Source organism: Paenibacillus pini JCM 16418 (genome assembly GCF_000576305.1).
GTDB lineage: Bacteria > Bacillota > Bacilli > Paenibacillales > Paenibacillaceae > Paenibacillus_AQ > Paenibacillus_AQ pini.
The window spans coordinates 17,054-36,188 of record NZ_BAVZ01000010.1 but is presented as its reverse complement, the minus strand read 5'-3'; the positions used below and the strand labels follow the sequence as shown (position 1 = coordinate 36,188).

15 protein-coding genes, 1 tRNA gene and 2 pseudogenes are annotated in these 19,135 nt (G+C 43.1%); 2 read left to right on the top strand and 16 right to left on the bottom strand.

The features are described 5' to 3' along the window. Nucleotides 1-14: 14 nt before the first annotated feature. Nucleotides 15-1,070, bottom strand: a complete 1,056-nt coding sequence (locus JCM16418_RS14845; protein WP_036650368.1) for a sugar-binding transcriptional regulator — start codon at nucleotides 1,068-1,070, stop codon at nucleotides 15-17. Nucleotides 1,071-1,321: 251 nt separating this feature from the next. Here JCM16418_RS14845 and JCM16418_RS14840 point away from each other — a divergent pair. Then, nucleotides 1,322-1,395: transfer RNA gene (locus JCM16418_RS14840), tRNA-Arg, on the top strand. Nucleotides 1,396-1,577: 182 nt separating this feature from the next. Then, nucleotides 1,578-2,174, top strand: a complete 597-nt coding sequence (gene clpP, locus JCM16418_RS14835) for an ATP-dependent Clp endopeptidase proteolytic subunit ClpP (protein ID WP_036650366.1) — start codon at nucleotides 1,578-1,580, stop codon at nucleotides 2,172-2,174. 70 nt (nucleotides 2,175-2,244) lie between these two features. Here clpP and JCM16418_RS14830 read toward each other — a convergent pair whose 3' ends face one another. The 15 genes and pseudogenes from JCM16418_RS14830 to JCM16418_RS14760 form a co-directional block, all read right to left on the bottom strand. Beyond that, nucleotides 2,245-3,363, bottom strand: coding sequence for a PdaC/SigV domain-containing protein (locus JCM16418_RS14830; protein ID WP_036650364.1), 1,119 nt, complete (start codon nucleotides 3,361-3,363; stop codon nucleotides 2,245-2,247). A gap of 617 nt (nucleotides 3,364-3,980) precedes the next feature. Then, nucleotides 3,981-4,760, bottom strand: a pseudogene (locus tag JCM16418_RS25950) (DUF2087 domain-containing protein); the annotation flags it as partial. 193 nt (nucleotides 4,761-4,953) lie between these two features. After that, entirely contained in the window at nucleotides 4,954-5,955 is a 1,002-nt protein-coding gene (locus JCM16418_RS14820; protein WP_052020353.1) for a polyamine ABC transporter substrate-binding protein, read from the bottom strand. A 140-nt stretch (nucleotides 5,956-6,095) separates the two neighbouring features. After that, nucleotides 6,096-6,901 (bottom strand): annotated as a pseudogene (locus tag JCM16418_RS14815) (ABC transporter permease). Beyond that, entirely contained in the window at nucleotides 6,898-7,749 is an 852-nt protein-coding gene (locus JCM16418_RS14810; RefSeq protein ID WP_036650356.1) for an ABC transporter permease, read from the bottom strand. The pseudogene JCM16418_RS14815 and the gene JCM16418_RS14810 overlap by 4 nt, the downstream one beginning before the upstream one ends. Next, complete coding sequence (locus tag JCM16418_RS14805) at nucleotides 7,746-8,720, bottom strand: ABC transporter ATP-binding protein (protein WP_277912095.1); 975 nt, start codon at nucleotides 8,718-8,720, stop codon at nucleotides 7,746-7,748. Before JCM16418_RS14805 ends, JCM16418_RS14810 begins: the two co-directional genes overlap by 4 nt. Before the next feature lie 313 nt (nucleotides 8,721-9,033). Continuing rightward, on the bottom strand, nucleotides 9,034-9,741 hold the full coding sequence (locus JCM16418_RS14800; RefSeq protein WP_306304792.1) for an SIMPL domain-containing protein: 708 nt from the start codon (nucleotides 9,739-9,741) through the stop codon (nucleotides 9,034-9,036). A gap of 228 nt (nucleotides 9,742-9,969) precedes the next feature. Beyond that, nucleotides 9,970-11,484 (bottom strand): methyl-accepting chemotaxis protein, encoded by a 1,515-nt coding sequence (locus tag JCM16418_RS14795; RefSeq protein ID WP_036650352.1) that lies wholly within the window; start codon nucleotides 11,482-11,484, stop codon nucleotides 9,970-9,972. Between the two features lie 182 nt (nucleotides 11,485-11,666). After that, a complete protein-coding gene (locus tag JCM16418_RS14790; protein WP_036650347.1) occupies nucleotides 11,667-11,936 on the bottom strand; it encodes an HPr family phosphocarrier protein in 270 nt (89 codons plus the stop codon). A 98-nt stretch (nucleotides 11,937-12,034) separates the two neighbouring features. After that, nucleotides 12,035-12,964 (bottom strand): DNA-binding protein WhiA, encoded by a 930-nt coding sequence (gene whiA, locus JCM16418_RS14785; RefSeq protein ID WP_036650345.1) that lies wholly within the window; start codon nucleotides 12,962-12,964, stop codon nucleotides 12,035-12,037. Between the two features lie 5 nt (nucleotides 12,965-12,969). Next, nucleotides 12,970-13,956, bottom strand: coding sequence for a gluconeogenesis morphogenetic factor MgfK (gene mgfK, locus JCM16418_RS14780; RefSeq protein WP_036650343.1), 987 nt, complete (start codon nucleotides 13,954-13,956; stop codon nucleotides 12,970-12,972). Between the two features lie 14 nt (nucleotides 13,957-13,970). Next, entirely contained in the window at nucleotides 13,971-14,840 is an 870-nt protein-coding gene (rapZ, locus tag JCM16418_RS14775) for an RNase adapter RapZ (RefSeq protein ID WP_148298828.1), read from the bottom strand. Nucleotides 14,841-14,971: 131 nt separating this feature from the next. Next, complete coding sequence (locus tag JCM16418_RS14770) at nucleotides 14,972-15,922, bottom strand: ROK family glucokinase (RefSeq protein WP_036650339.1); 951 nt, start codon at nucleotides 15,920-15,922, stop codon at nucleotides 14,972-14,974. A 424-nt stretch (nucleotides 15,923-16,346) separates the two neighbouring features. Next, the gene (trxB, locus tag JCM16418_RS14765; RefSeq protein WP_036650338.1) at nucleotides 16,347-17,294 is read right to left on the bottom strand and encodes a thioredoxin-disulfide reductase; all 948 of its coding nucleotides are present in this window, start codon (nucleotides 17,292-17,294) and stop codon (nucleotides 16,347-16,349) included. A 78-nt stretch (nucleotides 17,295-17,372) separates the two neighbouring features. Further along, nucleotides 17,373-19,082: a tetratricopeptide repeat protein gene (locus JCM16418_RS14760; protein ID WP_036650332.1), complete on the bottom strand. Its 1,710-nt coding sequence runs from the start codon at nucleotides 19,080-19,082 to the stop codon at nucleotides 17,373-17,375. Between the last annotated feature and the right edge of the window lie 53 nt (nucleotides 19,083-19,135).

Below are 19,135 nucleotides of genomic sequence, written 5' to 3'. Positions count from 1 at the left end.
CCTCAGTAAAGTTTTCATTTATGATTTGCAGTAAATTCATGATCAATCTCTTTGCATATTTCGAGTGCAGCTACTTCATCAATGACCAGTATATCCTCATGGCCAAATTTGAGTACAGAATGAATAGCCTTTGCTTTGCTTCTACCGCCTGCAATACCAATGACAATCTCTGTGCGCTTGATATCTTCTAACCTCAGCCCAAGAGTAATCATTTGATGTACAACATTGCCCTGCTCATTAAAATAGTAACCAAATGACTCCGCTACAGCACCTTCTGCTTGAATCCCCTGCACAGCAACCGGATCAAGCCGTCTGCGGCGCGTCATCTCCATAGCATCGCCGATGCCGTGTACGATAATACGACACTGTCGAATGACCTGTACAATTTCTTGAATATTGCGATCTTGCACTAAAGATTGATAAGCATCATCACTGAGTAAATCAGGCACATGAAGCAGGCGGTATTTAGCACCTACTCGTTTAGCCATTGTCGAGGCAATGGTATTCGCTTGGAATTCCATACTTTCTCCAAGGCCCCCACGTGCAGGCACAAACCAGCTATTCTTCATAGGAACAGCTGTGAGCAGATTTAACTGCTCAGCTACCTCAGCAAGCGTTGAACCGCCTGTAACTGCAATGATATCATCATCGCTCATAACGCTAAGTAATGCTTTTGCACCAGCGCGTCCAAGATCCCGCTTCGTGAGCGGTGAAGCTTCGCAATCGCCTGGCACAACAATCACCTTACGTAGACCATAGGTTCGGCGAATCTTTTCTTCCAAATCATTAAGTCCGAACAATTCCTTCGCGATCGGGCCCATTTGTTCAAGCAATCTGCTTCCTGCTTCACTAATCCTCATCCCAGAGGTTTCAATTTCAATTAGCCCCTGAGCTTTCAATAGATCAGTCTCCGCTCGCAGCACCCGCTCAGTCATATCCAGTAATGGAGCCAGTGTTCGCCGGCCTATCAGTTCGGACAACATGATCTGATGAAGAATCGTGTACCTTATTCTGAGAACGTCCATGAGATCAGGAAGTAGCTGCTTTTGGATCTCTAATATATTCCGCATTGCTCTCCACTCCTGCAACTTTATCTTCCGAATCCCCTTCGCGTTGGCCTCAAAATGTCCCGGGTTTACGTTTTAAGTCCCACTACTATCTTACTCAATTTTCGCTTCTATTGCAAGTAGTCCACCAACTATATTTCTCTATCCTATTGTTAGTTATGCATTGGGACAAGACACATCTGACGATCTGCAAACAAATTCGTATTGCTTTTCAGTCTGATATATCATATAATCATTCTTGCTATTGAAATTTAGCGCCCGTGGTCCAATGGATATGACGTAGGCCTCCGAAGCCTGAGATCGAGGTTCGATTCCTCGCGGCGCGCCATTTAAATTTATAAGCACTCTATATTGTTTAACCAAACACACCAAAGCCAATCAATGGCTATTTTTTTTGCCCATAGTTTGACTTTCTTTGACTTTTGGTTTGAAATTGTTTATGATGTGGTTAATACGCTAAAGTTAAGTCTAAACTATTCTAATATGTAGCAAATAAAGGGAGGGTTTCACATGAGTTTTATTCCTATGGTAGTTGAACAAAGTAATCGCGGTGAGCGTGCCTATGACATTTATTCTAGACTGCTCAAAGATCGAATCGTATTCCTCGGCAGCGATGTCAATGACGTAGTTGCCAACGCCATCATTGCTCAGCTTCTCTTTCTAGCAGCGGAAGACCCTGAGAAAGACATCCACTTATACATTAATAGCCCCGGCGGTTCAATTACAGCTGGTATGGCGATCTACGATACAATGCAATTTATCAAACCAGACGTCTCCACCATCTGTGTTGGTATGGCTGCATCTATGGGTGCTTTCCTGTTGAATGCTGGTGCGAAAGGTAAACGCTTTGCTCTACCAAACAGTGAAGTTATGATTCACCAGCCACTTGGTGGTGCTCAAGGCCAAGCAACAGATATTGAAATTCGTGCCCGCCGCATTCTGAAGATGCGCGACATCTTGAACCGCATCCTTTCAGAGCGTACAGGCCAGCCGCTTGAGCGTATCGAGAAAGATACAGACCGCGATTACTTCATGAGTGCAGCAGAAGCTGCTGATTATGGTTTAATTGATAAGGTGCTTGAGAACTCTAACATTCAAGGCGTTTAAGTATTTTGAAATACTCAAAAAAAGCCCCGCTCTATTTAATAGAGCGGGGCTTTTTGCATACATGCATATTTTATTTAGCAATAGCAAACGGGTTAGTACCTTTAGGCAAAATATCGCCGAAAGGAATAATATACGTCGGGAATCCCGAAGCGTAAGGCGCAATTTCATATTGCTGAAAGAAGATGGCAAGACCATTCTCTTTTACATAGAAATCTGGCTTATCCTTAAGGGATTTAAATCCCTCTTGTTTATCAAATACATTAGGATCCTTCTTAGTCTTATCCATAATTATTTTGTTTAGTTTCTGTTTATAATCTGGAGTTGCTTTGAGCAGATCAGCAAGTTCAAGCTGCTTCCCATCCTTCAGTGAGAACGTCATTCCTACACGATTTGTCATGCCATGCGCGCCGCCGGTATAGGAGTATTGATCTGTGATTAAGCTAATCACTCCATTGCTATTATACGTAACCAGATAATTTTGAATGAAATCGTACGTAGGTTCAATAGTCCCTACTCTTTTCTTAGCTGCAGAGGCACTCTCTTCGGCAAATGTCTGCGCTTGTTTCTTCAGAGCGTCATTGATAGTCTGCTGCGCCTGCTCATCGGCAAGACCCGTAATCATAGGATAATGAGCGAGCAACGTCGAATTTTTATCTGTTTTGGAGATGGTCTGTAGTTTGATATCGATAGCATTTTGAACTCGCGGTGTGATATCGAGCTTTTTCAACGAAGGGTTATACACGCCCTGATACCCCATATAATCACTTAATAATGTAAACGGAACATAGAGGCGACCCTCAATAATTTTGGCATCTACATCATTGCCGTAATTGCTAACATAGTAGCCGTTAAATGTTGGATTCACGCCGTAATCTGAAACTTCCAAATTCAGCTTCTTACTCCCCGAGCCCACAATGTAGCTCTTCGTTGCAGGATTATACGTCAGTGCAAGTCCCATTGCATCACGTAGCACAGTTACAGGTATCATCGTTTTACCATTAACAATGCGTCCTTCTTGTTTTATCGATTTACCTTTATATGTAAGCAGGACAGAGGGCTGCACATTCTGCTTCACAACAGCCTTACTTGCAGAAGCCGCGGAAACTGAAATACCTCCTGTCATTCCTGCACTTGTTACCAGTACACCTGCTGCTAATAAACCAGCGCTCCATTTCATACCCTTGTTCATCTATAAAACTCCTCTCCACTGAATGCTATAAGTGTTAGTTGTATGATTAATTACCCAATTAACCCACTACTATACTATAAATCATGTGAAAACAGAGTTGTTTACAATGAGGGTTACATTATTGTCGTTTAACGAAGCAAAAAGTGTAGATTTATTAACCTGTCATACTTATATTACACTTTTTTCGGCTTAGGTCGTTTATTGTATCCCTTCTCATCAAAAGGCTGTAGCTTCTCGAGCCAAATTTCTTCCATCAATCCAAGCTCAGTCAAATATTTCTTCTGTTGCTTCAGGTCATTGGCAGCTTGCTCATCAGGCTTCAGTTCCTCTAATGTCTCATAAACAAAGGCTTCCTTGCCAAATTGATTATAATCGCTTTGCAGCTCTTTATTCATATGACTTCCTGAATCAAGGATAAACTCTTCACGATTAAAGAATCCTGACAGATTAATGCTACTACCTACCAGTAACTTGCCATTCTCTGTATTACGTATTTGATAAACACCCATTGGAGGTGATGTCTGCATATATTCATTAACTAGCTCCTTACGTCTTTGGTGATCCATATCATTCTTCTCCTTTTTGGCATGCTCCACCCCTTTACCAGATACAGAGTGCTTCACCCAGTAACGACTACCATCTGGTAAACGGTCCATCCAGCCATATTCAATTAAATATCTTCTGAGCGTCACATAATCATCAAACCGCGCTTTCAGCACGAGATTGACCTCTTTTTCTGTATATTTCTTCTGGCTGTTGAAATCTTTAATTAGATGGCTCAGAATGACTACCTTCCGCTTCTCCTTCTTAGGAAACTTAAGCAGAGGACCATCCAGTCCTTCTTTAAAATAATCATTCAAAATTTGTTCATTCTCATCTTCCGTGATCACAAATCGTTGATCTAAATTCCCAGGGAGCTTTGTTTGCACAGGCTTCGTAGTTGCCACTGCCATGACTCCATTGTTTCTCCCGCCATGCTCCTCAACTAACTCCATAATGGCCAGAAACAGCTTCGCCTGCTTCATCTTCTCCCGTAACATGAACCGGTGATTACGGATGGTCGAGTTACTTCCCCCACCTAATTCACCAACGATATCCACATCACTCATTCCACGATCAAAATAACCAAGCAGCTTTCGCTGCAAATCGGTTAGTCCAGTTACCTTCTTATCAAGGCTGAGCAGATGATCCAGCACAGAGTTGTGCTCACCTGCAATATGCCGGCGGGTAAACTTCTCCGCTTCATAAAATACGCCCTCTTCTTCATACATTACGCCTTGTTCAAATCGCTTACCGCAAATCAGACATGTATACATCTCCTGTTCTACATCAAAAACATATCCCTGTTTAATCTCACTTAGATCGGCATACGTTATTCCCTCTAAAATATCATTCATTTCAAACAGAACCTCAATTCGTTTGTTATTTATTAGATAATTTAAACTAACGTTTGAAAAATGTCAATGCATATACACTTGATAAAAACATCGTATACACGCAAAAATCCCTGCTCTCATATTGAAAGCAGGGACTATTTTAACAATTAATCATTTTTCTTGTACAATGACTCTTATCCGGGGTACTTCCTTTTTATTCGCGTCCGCTTTTTAGCTCCGTCCAATAACGGTCATACGTTTGCAGCGTACTCCCCAAGTCCTTAATCCATTCCGTACGCTTCATTTCATCTTCACTTAAATTAATCATATGATTGTCTTGGTATTCTTTACTATGAAAAGGCATGGCTTTCTCGTTCGGATCACTGTAACCAATCGACTCATAGTTCTTCGCACTAACCTCAGGGTCAAGCATATAGTTGATAAACTTCTCAGCTAGCGCCTTGTTCTTAGCTCCCTTAGGAATTGCGTAGTTATCCGAGAAGATCATGGCACCTTCTTTCGGCACTACGTATTCGATGTCGGGATTATCCTTAAAGATAAAGGCAGCGTCACCAGACCAAACGGTACTAATCCAACCTTCTTCTTGAATCATCTTCTGCTTAATTGTATCGGTATCAAAAGCGAGTACACTCGGAAGAAGCTTCTTCAGATCATCTACAGCTGACTTGATCTCGGTTGGATTCGTCGAGCTTAGAGAATGACCCTGCTTCTTCAACGCCATCCCAATAACTTCACGGTTATCATCCAGTAGGAGAACCTTGCCTTTGTATGCAGGATTCCAGAGAGCGTCCCAACTATCGATTTTTTCTTTCACATATTTCTTATTGTACGCAATTCCCGTTACGCCCGACATGTAGACAATTGAATATTTATTGCCCGGGTCATAAGCTGGATTTGTGAGTGACTTCTTCACATTAACGAAATTTGGAATGTTCTTCTTATCCAGCGGCTCCAGCAGTTGACTCTTAATCATGGTTGATACCATGTAGTCCGAAGGCTGAATCAAATCATATCCAGCTCCGCCTGCTTTAATTTTCGCTAACAAATCCTCATTATTCGCATAGTTGTCATATGTGACATCGACGTTGTACTTCGCCTCAAAATCCTTCAACACTTGCTCATCAAAGTTATCCGCCCAGCTATATATATGCAGTGTTTCCTTGGAAGAACAACCTCCCAAAGCTGTAATGGACATTACCGTGAGCGCCCCTGCCAGCAGCAGGCCAAATATACCCTTTCTTTTCACAGTTACATATCTCCTCTCTTTCCGTTACACCATTTTTTGTATACTAACAGATCTTACGTTAGTTCCAACAAATCTAATCGTACAGCTTCTTAGAATGGTAGCATCTTATGTTTCTTCTGTCCCTTGCCACGGTTCAAAATGTATTGAGCCAGCAAGATTAAGGTTACACTCACCACGATCAATATCGTACATAACGCATTAATTTCCGGCGATATTCCACGCTTTACTTGACCATATATATATATGGGAAGCGTAGTAGAGCTTGGACCAGCCACGAAGAAGCTGACCATGAAGTCTCTAACGACATGGTAAAAGCAATTAGAGCACCTGAAATAATACCTGGTGAAATCTGCGGCAGCGTCACATGGCGGAAGGTTTGCCAGCCAGAAGCACCTAAATCAGATGCCGCTTCCTCAAGCTGTCGTCCCATGCCCGTTAGCCGGGCTGTCACGACTACATACACATACGACATACTGAATGTAATATGCGCAATAATGACGGTAATTTTACCGAACGGCATATGCAATTGTGTAAATAGTACGAGTAGTGAAAGTCCCATGATGATATCGGGTATAATCACTGGAAGATATAATAGTCCATTCATACTTACACGTAATTTACGACTTACATTGCGGAGCGCCAGTGCAGCTAGCGTCCCGAAGATCGTAGCAACGATCGTAGAGCTAACCGCCACAATTAAACTGTTGCTCAGTGCTTCCATGACATGGCGATCTTTCATTAAAGACACGTACCAATCAAAGGTAAAACCCTTCCAATCACCACTTAGCCTTGTGTTATTAAAGGAATAGACAATAATCAACAAGATGGGTACATAAATGAAAATCATCATAATCAGAGAATGGAGTCCTAGTAGGGGATGTGTTTTTTTCTTCATGCTCTCCCCTCCTTCGCACGGTCCGCTTTAGATTGCATCGCTCGATTAAACAACATAATCAATATTAACGATGTAATTACGAAGATAACGGACAGCGCAGACCCGAATGGCCAGTTACGCGCGCCAAGATACTGCGACTGAATAATATTACTAATCATCATGGATTTCGCCCCACCGAGAATATCGGTAACCACGAACATCCCTGTAGTAGACACATAGACGAGTACCGCGCCCGTCATAATCCCCGATTTACTCTGCGGTAGCGTAATATAGCGGAATGCTTTCCAGCGGGAAGCCCCGAGATCGCTCGCCGCATCCAATAGTCGCTTGTCCATCTGTTCAAGCGCTACATAGATCGGTAGTACCATAAACGGAATAAAGTTATAGACCATGCCTAGCAGAACGGCACCCTTGGTATACAACATTTGTATTGGATCTTGAATCCAACCCAAATGCATTAATATCGTATTCACAACCCCCTGCGTCCGTAGCAAGAGCACCCATGCATAGGTGCGAATCAGGAAATTGATCCAGAATGGAATCGTGATAAGAATGAGTCCCCATTTCTGCATTTTGGCAGGTGCATTCGCAATATAGTAAGCCAATGGGTAACTAACAAGCAAGCAAATGACCGTTGTCAGAACAGAAAGTACCAGTGTATCCCAATAAATCCCGAGATATAAAGAATCAAAGAATGTCTTGTAACCTTCTAAACTAAAACTAAAAACGACATTCCCAAGGGTATCGCGTTGTGTAAACGAAATAACGACAACAATCAACATAGGAATTAACAGGAATATGCTTAGCCATAACAATACGGGAGCCAGCATCAGTTTAGATTTTCTCATGATCCAATCGCCACCTCATCCCGTTGATTCCAGTTCACCCCGATCCTCTCGCCGATTTGCCAAGGCCGCTCATCGGTGAAATCCAGCGCGATGGTGACTGTCATCGGTTCATTATCTAACTGTACCGTTAATTTATGCACATTTCCTAAATACAAGACATCCTGTATGACTCCATGTTTGCGTGCCTCCAGCTCGCCTCGTACGGGGCGAAGCTTCTCCGGTCGTACTGTAAAAAGGCCTTCTGGAGTAGAAAAAACGTTGTTTTCTCCCACAAAGGTTGCGGCAAATAAAGTCTTAGGAGCCGCATATATTTCCCTAGGCGTACCGATTTGCTCTACTTTACCCTGATTTAGAATAACAATCCGGTCAGATAGCATCATAGCCTCTTCCTGATCATGGGTTACATAGACAAATGTAATGCCAAGCGTGCGTTGTAAATGCTTTAGCTCGGATTGCAAATTTTTGCGTAGCTGAAGATCGAGTGCGCCGAGGGGTTCATCAAGCAGCAGCACTTTAGGTTTGTTAGCGATTGCCCGTGCAATTGCTACACGTTGCTGCTGTCCACCCGATAGCTGATGCGGGTAACGAGCGGTGAGCGCAGTCAGTTGGGTCATCGCGACAGCTTCAGCGATGCGCTCTTTTTGCTCCTTCAGGGACATCTTTTTCATTTTGAGGCCAAACGCAATATTATCTTCCACCGTCATATGCGGAAATAATGCGTAATGTTGAAAAACCAAATTTAAATCACGCTGATTGGGTGCAAGCTCCGTCACTTGTTCACCCGCAAGGAGTATCTCTCCTTTCGAAGGTTGTTCAAAACCAGCGATCATACGTAGAATTGTGGTTTTGCCGCAACCACTCGGACCGAGCAACGTCAAAAACTCGCCTTCCTTAATGGTAAGCGATAACGGGTGCACCACAACTTGTCCTTCGAAATGCTTCTCAATACCCACAAGCTCAATCATAAACATCATCCCCTTTTTTATCATGTTGATATGCGTTCATCGTCTACTGAAAAAAGGGCCATATCTTATGGTATGGCTCACTTATTTTTTTCTTTATTTAAAATAACAGTTCACATGTTTTTTGCATATTAACTATACCGTTTTTGATGGGGGGGCACAACACATTTCTCTTGTATTCGATAGGTAAAAGACGGATAAAACGGAATTGTGAACAATATAATATTTCCAATATGCCCATATATACAATAAAAAACCGCTAAGCGGATGATAAACATCACCTACATAGCGGTTAATATTTTGACACTTGAGAACATATATCCTATTTGATTTCGTATTGAACGCTAAGCTGCGTGGATACTTTAATCTCACCTGCTTGAACTGCCGTTGACGATCCCGATTTACTAGCTGCATCCATCATTTCCATTTTGGCATTTTGGAAAACGACTGGGTCGGATGTATCCCCTTGACTTACGACCAATACGATACCAAGTTGACGCTTAGCTGCTTTGGCAATAACCCCAGCTTTGAGATCCGCATTAGCCATCGCCTTCTCAATCACTTGTGCTTCGAACTGATCACGATTCTCGACCGAGAAGCGCACATTATCGATATTGTTCGCACCCGCCGTTGATGCCGCATCTAGAAGCTTACCGACTTTTTCAAGATCACGGTACGCGACTACAAGTGTATGGTGGGCATTGTATCCTTGGAGCTTCTGTCCTGCTTTGGCATCATATGTGTAATTCGGCTGTACATAGAACTGTGTGCTTTGAATATCTTTATCGCTAATCTGCCAAGTTGTTTTCAGCAGTGTTGTAATTTTTGATATTTTTTCTGCGTTAGCCTTCTGGGCTTCTTGAGCCGTTTTGCCCTGAGTATCTACACCAATCGAAACGTAGGCAATGTCCGGCTTCACCGAAATTTCGCCTTTACCCACGACATTAATGACATTACGCTGAACATCTTGATCTGCAAAGACGGTAGACACCGGACTGAGCGTACCACTTACCCCTGTTACTCCTGCCAATAGTGCACCTGCAACCAATACCGACTACGGGTTTTAGCCATTTCTTTGTCATTGTATTTCCTCCTCTAATCTATTCTTTGCCTATTTATATACATCGAACCGATATGACCCCTGCTCAACCGATGCCCCTTAATCCAAGAGACTGATCCCGAGCGAAATATCACGTTCATTCTGTATTTGTATTCATAGACGTAGAGGCTTGGAAAATGTTGCATGATACTGCTTGGATTATATCGTTACAATTGACTTTAGATTTCCTTGGGCATGTTTAATATTCTCCAAGCTGTTTTGATTATTACTGAGTAACGACTGTAGTGTTGCCGATAACTCTTCTAGCGTTGCCGAAGTCTCCTCATTAACAGAAGCTAGGTGTGAAGTAGACTCATCGATAGAACCTGAGAATTGCTCCACATCATGAATACTAGAACGGTATCCCTCTGATATTTGCAAAAGACCATCAATGGCATCTTTTATAGAGGCAAAAGCATCAAATGTTTCATGTGTAAGCTCACTACTCTGCTGCATCCGCTCAGCAATTTGATTCATACGCAGTAGCGTTTCATTCATGAGACCCGAGAAACCATGAAGCTGGCTCGAAATTTGTTCCGCCGAATCTGCTGATACTTCAGCCAGCTTGCGGATTTCTGTGGCCACGACCGCAAATCCACGACCATGTTCACCAGCTCTAGCTGCTTCAATACTTGCATTCAAGGATAACAGGTTAGTCTGACTAGCAATCTCTTGAATCGTCTGACTAAACTGTGTAGTATGATGCATTCGCTCGGTCAATCCTTGAATATCTAAAGACATGGCATCGATCTCTTGCTTAAAGTCATTAATGGCATGACTAAGTGTTTCCACTTTGCTCTTACCTGTCTCTGATAGCTGGTTTGTCTCATCCGTCTTTGAAAGTAATGTTTCAGTTGAGCTCGACATTTGCTGAATCATAGTACCCATCTGTTTAATCGATTCATTAATCGAATACGTTGAATCTACTTGCGCCGCTGCACCACTTGAGATTTCCTGGAAAGCCACATTCATTTGCTCGAATGATGCTGTGTTATCCTCTACCGCTTGAGTGATGTCGCCAATGTTGCCTGTAACCACGACTACATTACGCAAAAGTTGTTCCTTCTGCTCACTTTGTTCAGCGATTAACCGATCACTTTGATCACGTGCCGCGCGCATATTTTTCATAAGCGTATTGGTTACGCGAAGAAGTAGTATTATCATGACACAGACAAGAATAAACATGACTATCGCAGACCTCTTATCTGCAGTACTTAATTGTATCGAGTCTGACTGTATGTTAGATAGATAGATTGTCATACCCGTGCCAAGAATCATTGTGAAAATATTCAGCAGATACTTTAATGTAATCATGGATAAAATGAGCAAATAATATACCGTAAAGAAACTGCCACTACTCGGGTAGAATAGAACCTGTAAAATCAAAGTCGAGCACATGCAAAATACGCTGATGTACGCAATATAATGAATGGCCTTCTTTTGATAATGCAAATACGAAATCGAAATCAAAGTTACAAGGTTCATAAAAAAAGTTAAATTAAGCCAACTCATAAATGAGGCTCCGTTACCAAGCTTCAGCGAACCAATCGATAATAAGGTTGATATTAGATAGGCTACAATTAATATTTTATTTCTACCTATCGCGTCCTTGTCTTCAAACGTTAACTCCATATTTGTTTCTTGCAAGTTCTGTCTTCTATTCCATATTCCCATCTCTGTAACTCCTTTAAGTTAATAATATCTGCATTCATAATTTCCTGATTCATCCATTATGCAATGACTATAGTATTATCGGAAAGTCCGTTACTTTTTGTTAGATGGGCATTAAATATATCCATATAACATAAAAAAGCCCCTTCTTCTTAAAGAGAAAGGGTACTTTTTTATGTGTTATATTATTGATTCTCGAGTTCTTCCTTACCCACCAAATTGACTAAAGCGGTTACAGCCTGCTCGGAATCTGCACCTTCAGCGCTGATGTACACTTCCGTACCCGAACTGATGGCAAGGCTCATTATTCCCATGATACTTTTAGCATTTACTTTTTTATCATCTTTTTCCACGAAAATTTCAGACGAGTATTTATTCGCTTCTTGGACGAACAATGCTGCCGGTCTAGCATGGAGACCCGTTTTTAAACGGACAACTACCGGGTGCTTTGTCATGGAAACCTTACCCCCTATTTGATAAATCTTGTTAGTTCACACACATCATATGTTACAACATTATACCATTATACCATGAAGGACACTAGAAGAAAAAACTATCCATTTCGAATCTTTTCTGCCAGTTCATCAATCTTGCGTAAACGATGATTAACTCCTGATTTACTTACCGTTCCTTTGAGTAGTTCGCCGACTTCCTTCAGATTCATATCAGGATGTGAGAGACGAATTTCAGCCACTTCTCGCAGTTTATCCGGTAAGTTCTCAAGTCCCATTTCCTTCTGCAAAAGCTTGATGTTATCAATCTGCCGTACGGCAGCGCCAATCGTTTTGTTTAAATTCGCCGTTTCACAGTTCACAATCCGGTTAACGGAATTACGCATGTCGCGCATAATGCGGACATCTTCAAATTTAAACAAGGCTTGATGTGCCCCAATTAGACTCAAGAACTCGATGATCTTCTCGCCTTCCTTAATATACAGGATGAATCCTTTCTTACGCTCAATACAGCGGGCGTTCAAATGAAATTCATTAGCAAGGCCAACCAAAGCTTCACAGTGTTCTTCATACATAGAGGAAATTTCAAGATGATATGAAGAGCCTTCTGGGTTATTGACTGAACCTCCAGCCATAAATGCACCCCGAAGATAGGCACGCTTGCAGCAGTTTTTGTGGATTAGATCTGGATGTATGTCTGGTGTAAACAAGAATCCCTCAGAGACAATATTCAGTTCCTTGAGTATTTCCTGAACACGTCCAGGTATACGAACAATGTAAACATTATTCTTTTTTAGACGCATTTTCTTACGGACAAGCAGCTCCGTATGTGCCTGAAAAAACTTCTTCACTAGTGTATAGATACGCCGAGCAATCGCAGCATTCTCGGTCGATATATCCAAAATAACTTTTTTGTTAGATAACTGAACCGCACCATTCATTCGAATTAATGCAGACAGTTCAGCTTTCTCACAGCAGGATTGTCCTTCGACCATGGTCAATTCTTTTTTAGTCAGGGCCGCAAACGACACAGGACTCACCTCTTTCGTAAAATCCAGTTTTGCACAAGCTGATAAATGTGCTGACTCAGCTTGTCGGCATCATGCCGTAAATACGTCCGGAACATCACGAGCGTATCAGCAATAACCTGATACCCGAGTCCAGTCACCTCATCCATATCCAATTGGACAGGCTTGGCACCTTTCTCAGCATATTTGTCCTGCACTTGCGGAGGAATTTCTCCGTTGTTTACAATGACATAATCAAATAAATGTACTCCTATATGATCGTAAATGGCCTGTAAATGGTCACTCACCGTATAATTATCTGTTTCTCCGGGCTGCGTCATCACGTTACAGATAAATATTTTAATTGCATCAGAAGACATTACAGCCTCCGCCAGCTTCGGTACGATTAAATTGGGTAAGATACTCGTATACAAGCTACCCGGCCCAATCAGTATAGCATCTGCTTCACGAATGGCTTCCACTGCCTCGGGCAGTGGCTCCACATTATGCGGTTCCAGAAATACGCGTTTAATGCGTCCGCCAGCTTCAGGAATTTTGGACTCACCCGTAATCAGACTACCATCTTCCATCTCCGCATGTAGAATAACGCCCTCTCCAGCAGCAGGTAACACCCGCCCCCGTACCGCAAAAACTCGGCTTAATTCCCGCACCGCGGTTACAAAATCGCCAGAAATATCCGTCATTGCAGCAAGAATCAGGTTGCCTAAGCTATGCCCAGCCAGCCCTGATCCCTGAGTGAAACGGTAACTTAACATATCGGATAGTAACGGTTCTACATCAGCAAGTGCAGTTAGCACGTTGCGAATATCGCCCGGAGGCGGCATCTGTAGTTCGCTGCGTAAAATACCTGAGCTACCCCCATCGTCTGCTACAGTCACAATTGCTGTAATATCTAGCGGTTTCTCTTTTAACCCACGTAACATTACGGATAATCCCGTTCCTCCGCCCATCACGACAATCCGCGGACGATCGCCTTCCTGTTCAGACACTGTCATCACTTCCACCCTCTTTAATGCCGATCACGTTCTGAGTCCCGGTGGCTTACCGAAACGGATTCCGTCTCGCTTGTTCCTAGCATCTTACCTAAATATTCAGCAATGGCTACCGAGCGGTGTTTACCACCGGTACAGCCGATGCCAATGATGACCTGGCTTTTTCCTTCTTTCCGATATTGCGGAATCAGAAAATGCAGCATATCCAGCAACTTTGTCAGAAATGCCTGCGTTTCTGGCCATTTCATAACATAGTCATATACTTCGCTCTCCTTACCTGTGTGTGGACGAAGATGATCCACATAATGCGGATTCGGTAAAAAACGTACGTCAAATACTAAATCTGCATCAATTGGAATGCCATATTTGAAGCCGAATGAGGTGATGTTAACTGATAGCGTATGGCTCTCAATATGCGAGAAGCGAGATACAATTTTATCTTTTAACTCGCCAGGCTTCATAATACTTGTATCCAATACAAGGGTAGCGGAATTCTTTAACTCCTCCAGCATCTTGCGTTCGAGGCGAATTCCATCAAGTGGCATGCCTTCTGGTGCAAGCGGATGCCGTCGACGACTTTCCTTATAACGCTGCACTAGCGCAGAGTCTGTTGCTTCTAGAAATAAAATTTCGCAGTGGATTGTAAAGTGATCCTTAATATAATTTAATGATTCCGATAATGCTGTAAAAAATTCACGACCACGTAAATCAATAACTAATGCCACTTTTGCAATTTTACCTTTGGACTGCTCAATTAACTCGGCAAACTTTGGAATGAGTACAGGAGGCAGGTTATCTACACAGAAAAACCCCAAATCCTCCAAGCTTCGTACGGCCAATGTCTTACCCGCACCAGACATACCTGTAATAATGATCAGGGTGGCCATAGCCGGTACCGTATTATCACCCTCCAGCACAGCGTTTCCCTCCCTATCGTTTGAGTTAGCCAGCTTGAGCGGGCTTCTCATCTCTATTCTCGTTCTCTTCATATCGTTACAATCGTTACAACAACAGATACCTACGAGCGAAGAAGTAGTCCCGCTGCGCCTACCACACCTGCATCATTGCCTAGCTCTGCTGGTAGAATCGTTACCCCAAGCTGCAGTGGCTCCGGTGTTAATTTAGCGAATACTTCACGAATCTCATTAAACAGAATGTCTCCGGCTTTTGATACACCGCCACCAACGATAAATACTTCTGGGTTAAGCGTCGCAGCAACTGCAGCCATCGATTTACCAATATAAAATGCAGCACGGTTCACAATGCGTGTTGCCACTTCGTCGCCAGCCTTGGCAGCGTCAAATACTTCCTTCGCAGCAATATGCTCTACCTGTGATAATGATGTGCGATCACCACGTTCTACCGCGTCCTTAGCCATACGAATGATACCTGTTGCAGATGATACGGTTTCTAGACATCCCATTTTGCCACATCCGCACTGAATCGCTTCTAAATCCGGCACAACCGAAATATGACCTAACTCACCCGCAAGTCCAGAGAATCCTTGATAAATTTTACCGTTAATAATGATGCCTCCGCCTACGCCCGTTCCAAGTGTATAGCAGACGCAGTTGTCGAGACCACGTCCCGCACCGCTCCAAGCTTCGCCAAGAGCAGCCACATTTGCATCATTGTCTATTTTAATAGGCTTACCAATCTTTTGTTCCAAAATGGAACGGATCGGTACATCCCGGAAACCTACGTTAGGTGCAAGAATGATAATTCCGTCACGAACATTTGTAAAACCAGCTACTCCCGCTCCCACACCCGCTAGTTGATCCCAGCTATATGGAGACTGCTCTACAATATGACGAACATACTTCTCAATATTGTCGATAACGACGTCGACGCCTTGCTCCGTTTGTGTTGGTCCTTCGTACGTTTGAATTAATTCCCCTGCTTGATTGCAGATACCCACCTTGATTGCGGTTCCGCCCAGGTCTACACCAACGTAGATTTGCTCAGACATGTAATAAGCCACCTTTTTCGCTCTATAATAGTTTGCTCTACTGTACCAACTATAATTGAAGCATTCACTCTGGTCAAGAGAAGTGAGAACCAACACAACACCCGATCAGTCGGCTTGAAATAAGGATTTATTGGCCTCTATGTCTGCTCTGAATCCTTCATTAGCTCCCTTTTATTTCACCTAATTCCATGACAATTGTTATCTAATTCTCATGACAGAGCTTGCTAAGCATACAACTTAGGATCTCTCATGCTTATAGAGTGAAGAAATAGTTACCTAGGCTCATAGGTCAGATAGACAAAATAACCGCTTCACACGTGTGTCTAAATATATGAGAATAACCCCGTTAAAGCTCCCATGATGTGGATCATATTAAAAAGGAGCCCCGAGTAGGGCTCCTTTTTGCAGTAACTATTTTATAAAATTAGAGCGTTTCGCTCCAGTCATGTACCATGCTACCTTCGAGATACTTCTCGCAGTCCATCGCAGCCATACAACCTGTACCCGCTGCTGAAATAGCCTGACGGTAACGAACATCCTGTACGTCGCCACAAGCGAATACACCCGGAATGTTCGTTTCTGTTGTACCCGGTCTAACCGTGATATAACCAACTTCGTCTGTTGTAATTTGATTTCCCAGGAATTTGGTATTCGGTGTATGGCCAATCGCTACAAAGACACCATCTGCTTCAATCAATTCTTCTTGATTGGTTGCGTTATTGAACACCTTCAGACCTTTCACCCCAGAGTCACCTGCTACAACCTCAAGCGGGGTGCGATTTAGCGACCAAATGATTTTTTCATTATCGCGCGCACGATCTTGCATGATCTTAGAAGCGCGCAATTCTTCTCTGCGGTTGACAAGCGTTACGCTTGAACCGAAGCGTGTCAGGAAACTTGCTTCTTCCATTGCAGAGTCACCGCCACCGATAACGACGATCTTTTTATTACGGAAGAAAAATCCGTCACACGTTGCGCAAGTGCTAACCCCGCGCCCAATATTATCTTGCTCACCAGGAATACCCAAATATTTCGCAGAAGCACCAGTAGAAATAATAACGGATTCCGCTTCAAGCACTCCCATTCCCTCTACAGTCACTTTGAACGGACGTGTTGAGAAGTCCACTTGATCAACCCAGCCCGATTTAAACTCAGCGCCGAAGCGTTCCGCTTGCTTACGCATGTTGTCCATCAGTTCAGGACCCATAATGCCATCAGGGAATCCAGGAAAATTCTCAATTTCTGTAGTCGTTGTAAGCTGGCCACCAGGCTGCATACCTTCAATAACGAGCGGATTCAAGCTTGCACGTGCTAAATAAATAGCTGCGGTTAAGCCGGCAGGACCTGTGCCGATAACAATTGTTTTATACATAATCAAATGGCCTCCTTAGAGTGAATGATGAGTATCCTCTAGATATTTTTTTGTAAAAGGACAAGAAATATCATCCTTTTATTCTTTTAATGAACAGACGCTATGAATACGTCTTGCATAACGACTTACTGTGGATGCAGAAACGCCGTAACGCTGGGCGACTTCTTGATAGGTGACCGCACCGCCATGCATTTTAGTAGTTAAATAATCGAGTGCTGCTGACCAACCTTCCGGCTGCCGAATCAGTGGAGTATCCGGGTACAACTTGCCAAGGAACGCTGTCCACAGGTTCTGTACATTATTCTTGCGTTCACGTTCCATACTTAAATCCATATGCTGTAGCGTTTGATCAACTACGCCCTGCCATGTTCCTTTCCACTCCGGCAGTCTCATAACTGCGGGGCGTTGCTCCGAGGTAACTGATACTTCTGCTGCAGCATCAATGCAGTCACCTGGCACAGCTACACCCATTTCGATTAGAACTTGCTTAGCCGCTTCTTTGAGCAAAGCTTCTTGATCGGGTTCCTGAAGGAAAGCACTTAACGTCTCCTTCACCTCATCATCAGCAATCCAACTAAGTGCACGAATAACCTGAAGTTTCGTACCTGTATCACCGTAACGTAGCGCCCAGAAGAAGGAAGAACGGATAAGAGGATTATGCTTAATTTCTTCGCTCATGCCTTCCTCATCTTGCTCCCAGCGCTTCAGTTGTTCCTCAAACGGAAGATGATACTGATAACTCAGTTTCGGATATTTCTTATGGTGAACTAGTACTTGTTCAAGCTGAGCCAAATAGAATTTGGGTATGGCCGACTGAGGGTCCATCTTCAATAGATAGTTCCACCAACGTTTGGCTTCCATATACCGAGCACTGTTAAAAGCAGCAACAGCCGTATAATGGTACAGGCTTGGGTCCTCATTTACCTCTTCATCTTTAAGCAAACGACGGAAATGTCCGTATGCTTCCTCATGGCGTCCCAAAATTCCCATGGTCGTAGCCAGTTTGAATACATGTTCTTGATGAAAAGGAACCGTAATGCTTAGCGTATCCAGCAAGTGCTCTAAAGCTTTAGTATTCCCTTCATGCTGGTAAAAAATCGCCAGGTTACACAGACCATGCAAATTGCCTTGCTCAAGCTCCAGCACTTGTCCTATCGTTTCTTTGGCTCTATGGAATAGCCCCATGTAATAGTAGGCTAACGCCAAATTATTACGAGCCGCCAAGAAGTCTGGACTCTGCTGTACAATGCTCTCTAGCATTTCAACAGCTTGTGCGAACTTGCCTTCTTCCATTAAAGCGCGCGCCTGATCATGCTCTATCATGCCTTCGCGGCTCTTAATGCGGACCAGCTTCGCGGGACGATCTAGCTCATATTCGAGCAAATCGATAATTTCCTCGGCTTCTTCCAAAAACTGTCCTTCGGTATCTTGCTCCAAGTACGTGACAATCGCGCGTTCGGCTTCCTCGAAGTTATCCATATTAGCATAATTGTTAGCCATATAGAAATAACACTCGGTCATGGAAGGCTCTACATGTTCCAAAATATTGGTAAGGACGGCGTTCGATCCCTCGTAATCGCCCATCTCTGATAATATACCCGCCATATTGCAATGATTCACCGGATTTTCCGGTTCATATTCAACAGCTTTGCGAAAATATTTCAATGCCTTATCATAATGATAGCGGTCCAGTGAACGAACTGCTCTTTCAAAGAAGAAATTGGCATCCATATGAATGGGTATTACTTTATGTTGTAGGTCCTCAGCCCGTAAATTAATCTCTTTCATGTAAGCAAGGTACCTCCTTCTGTTGCATAACCTTTATCCAGATTAGTATACCA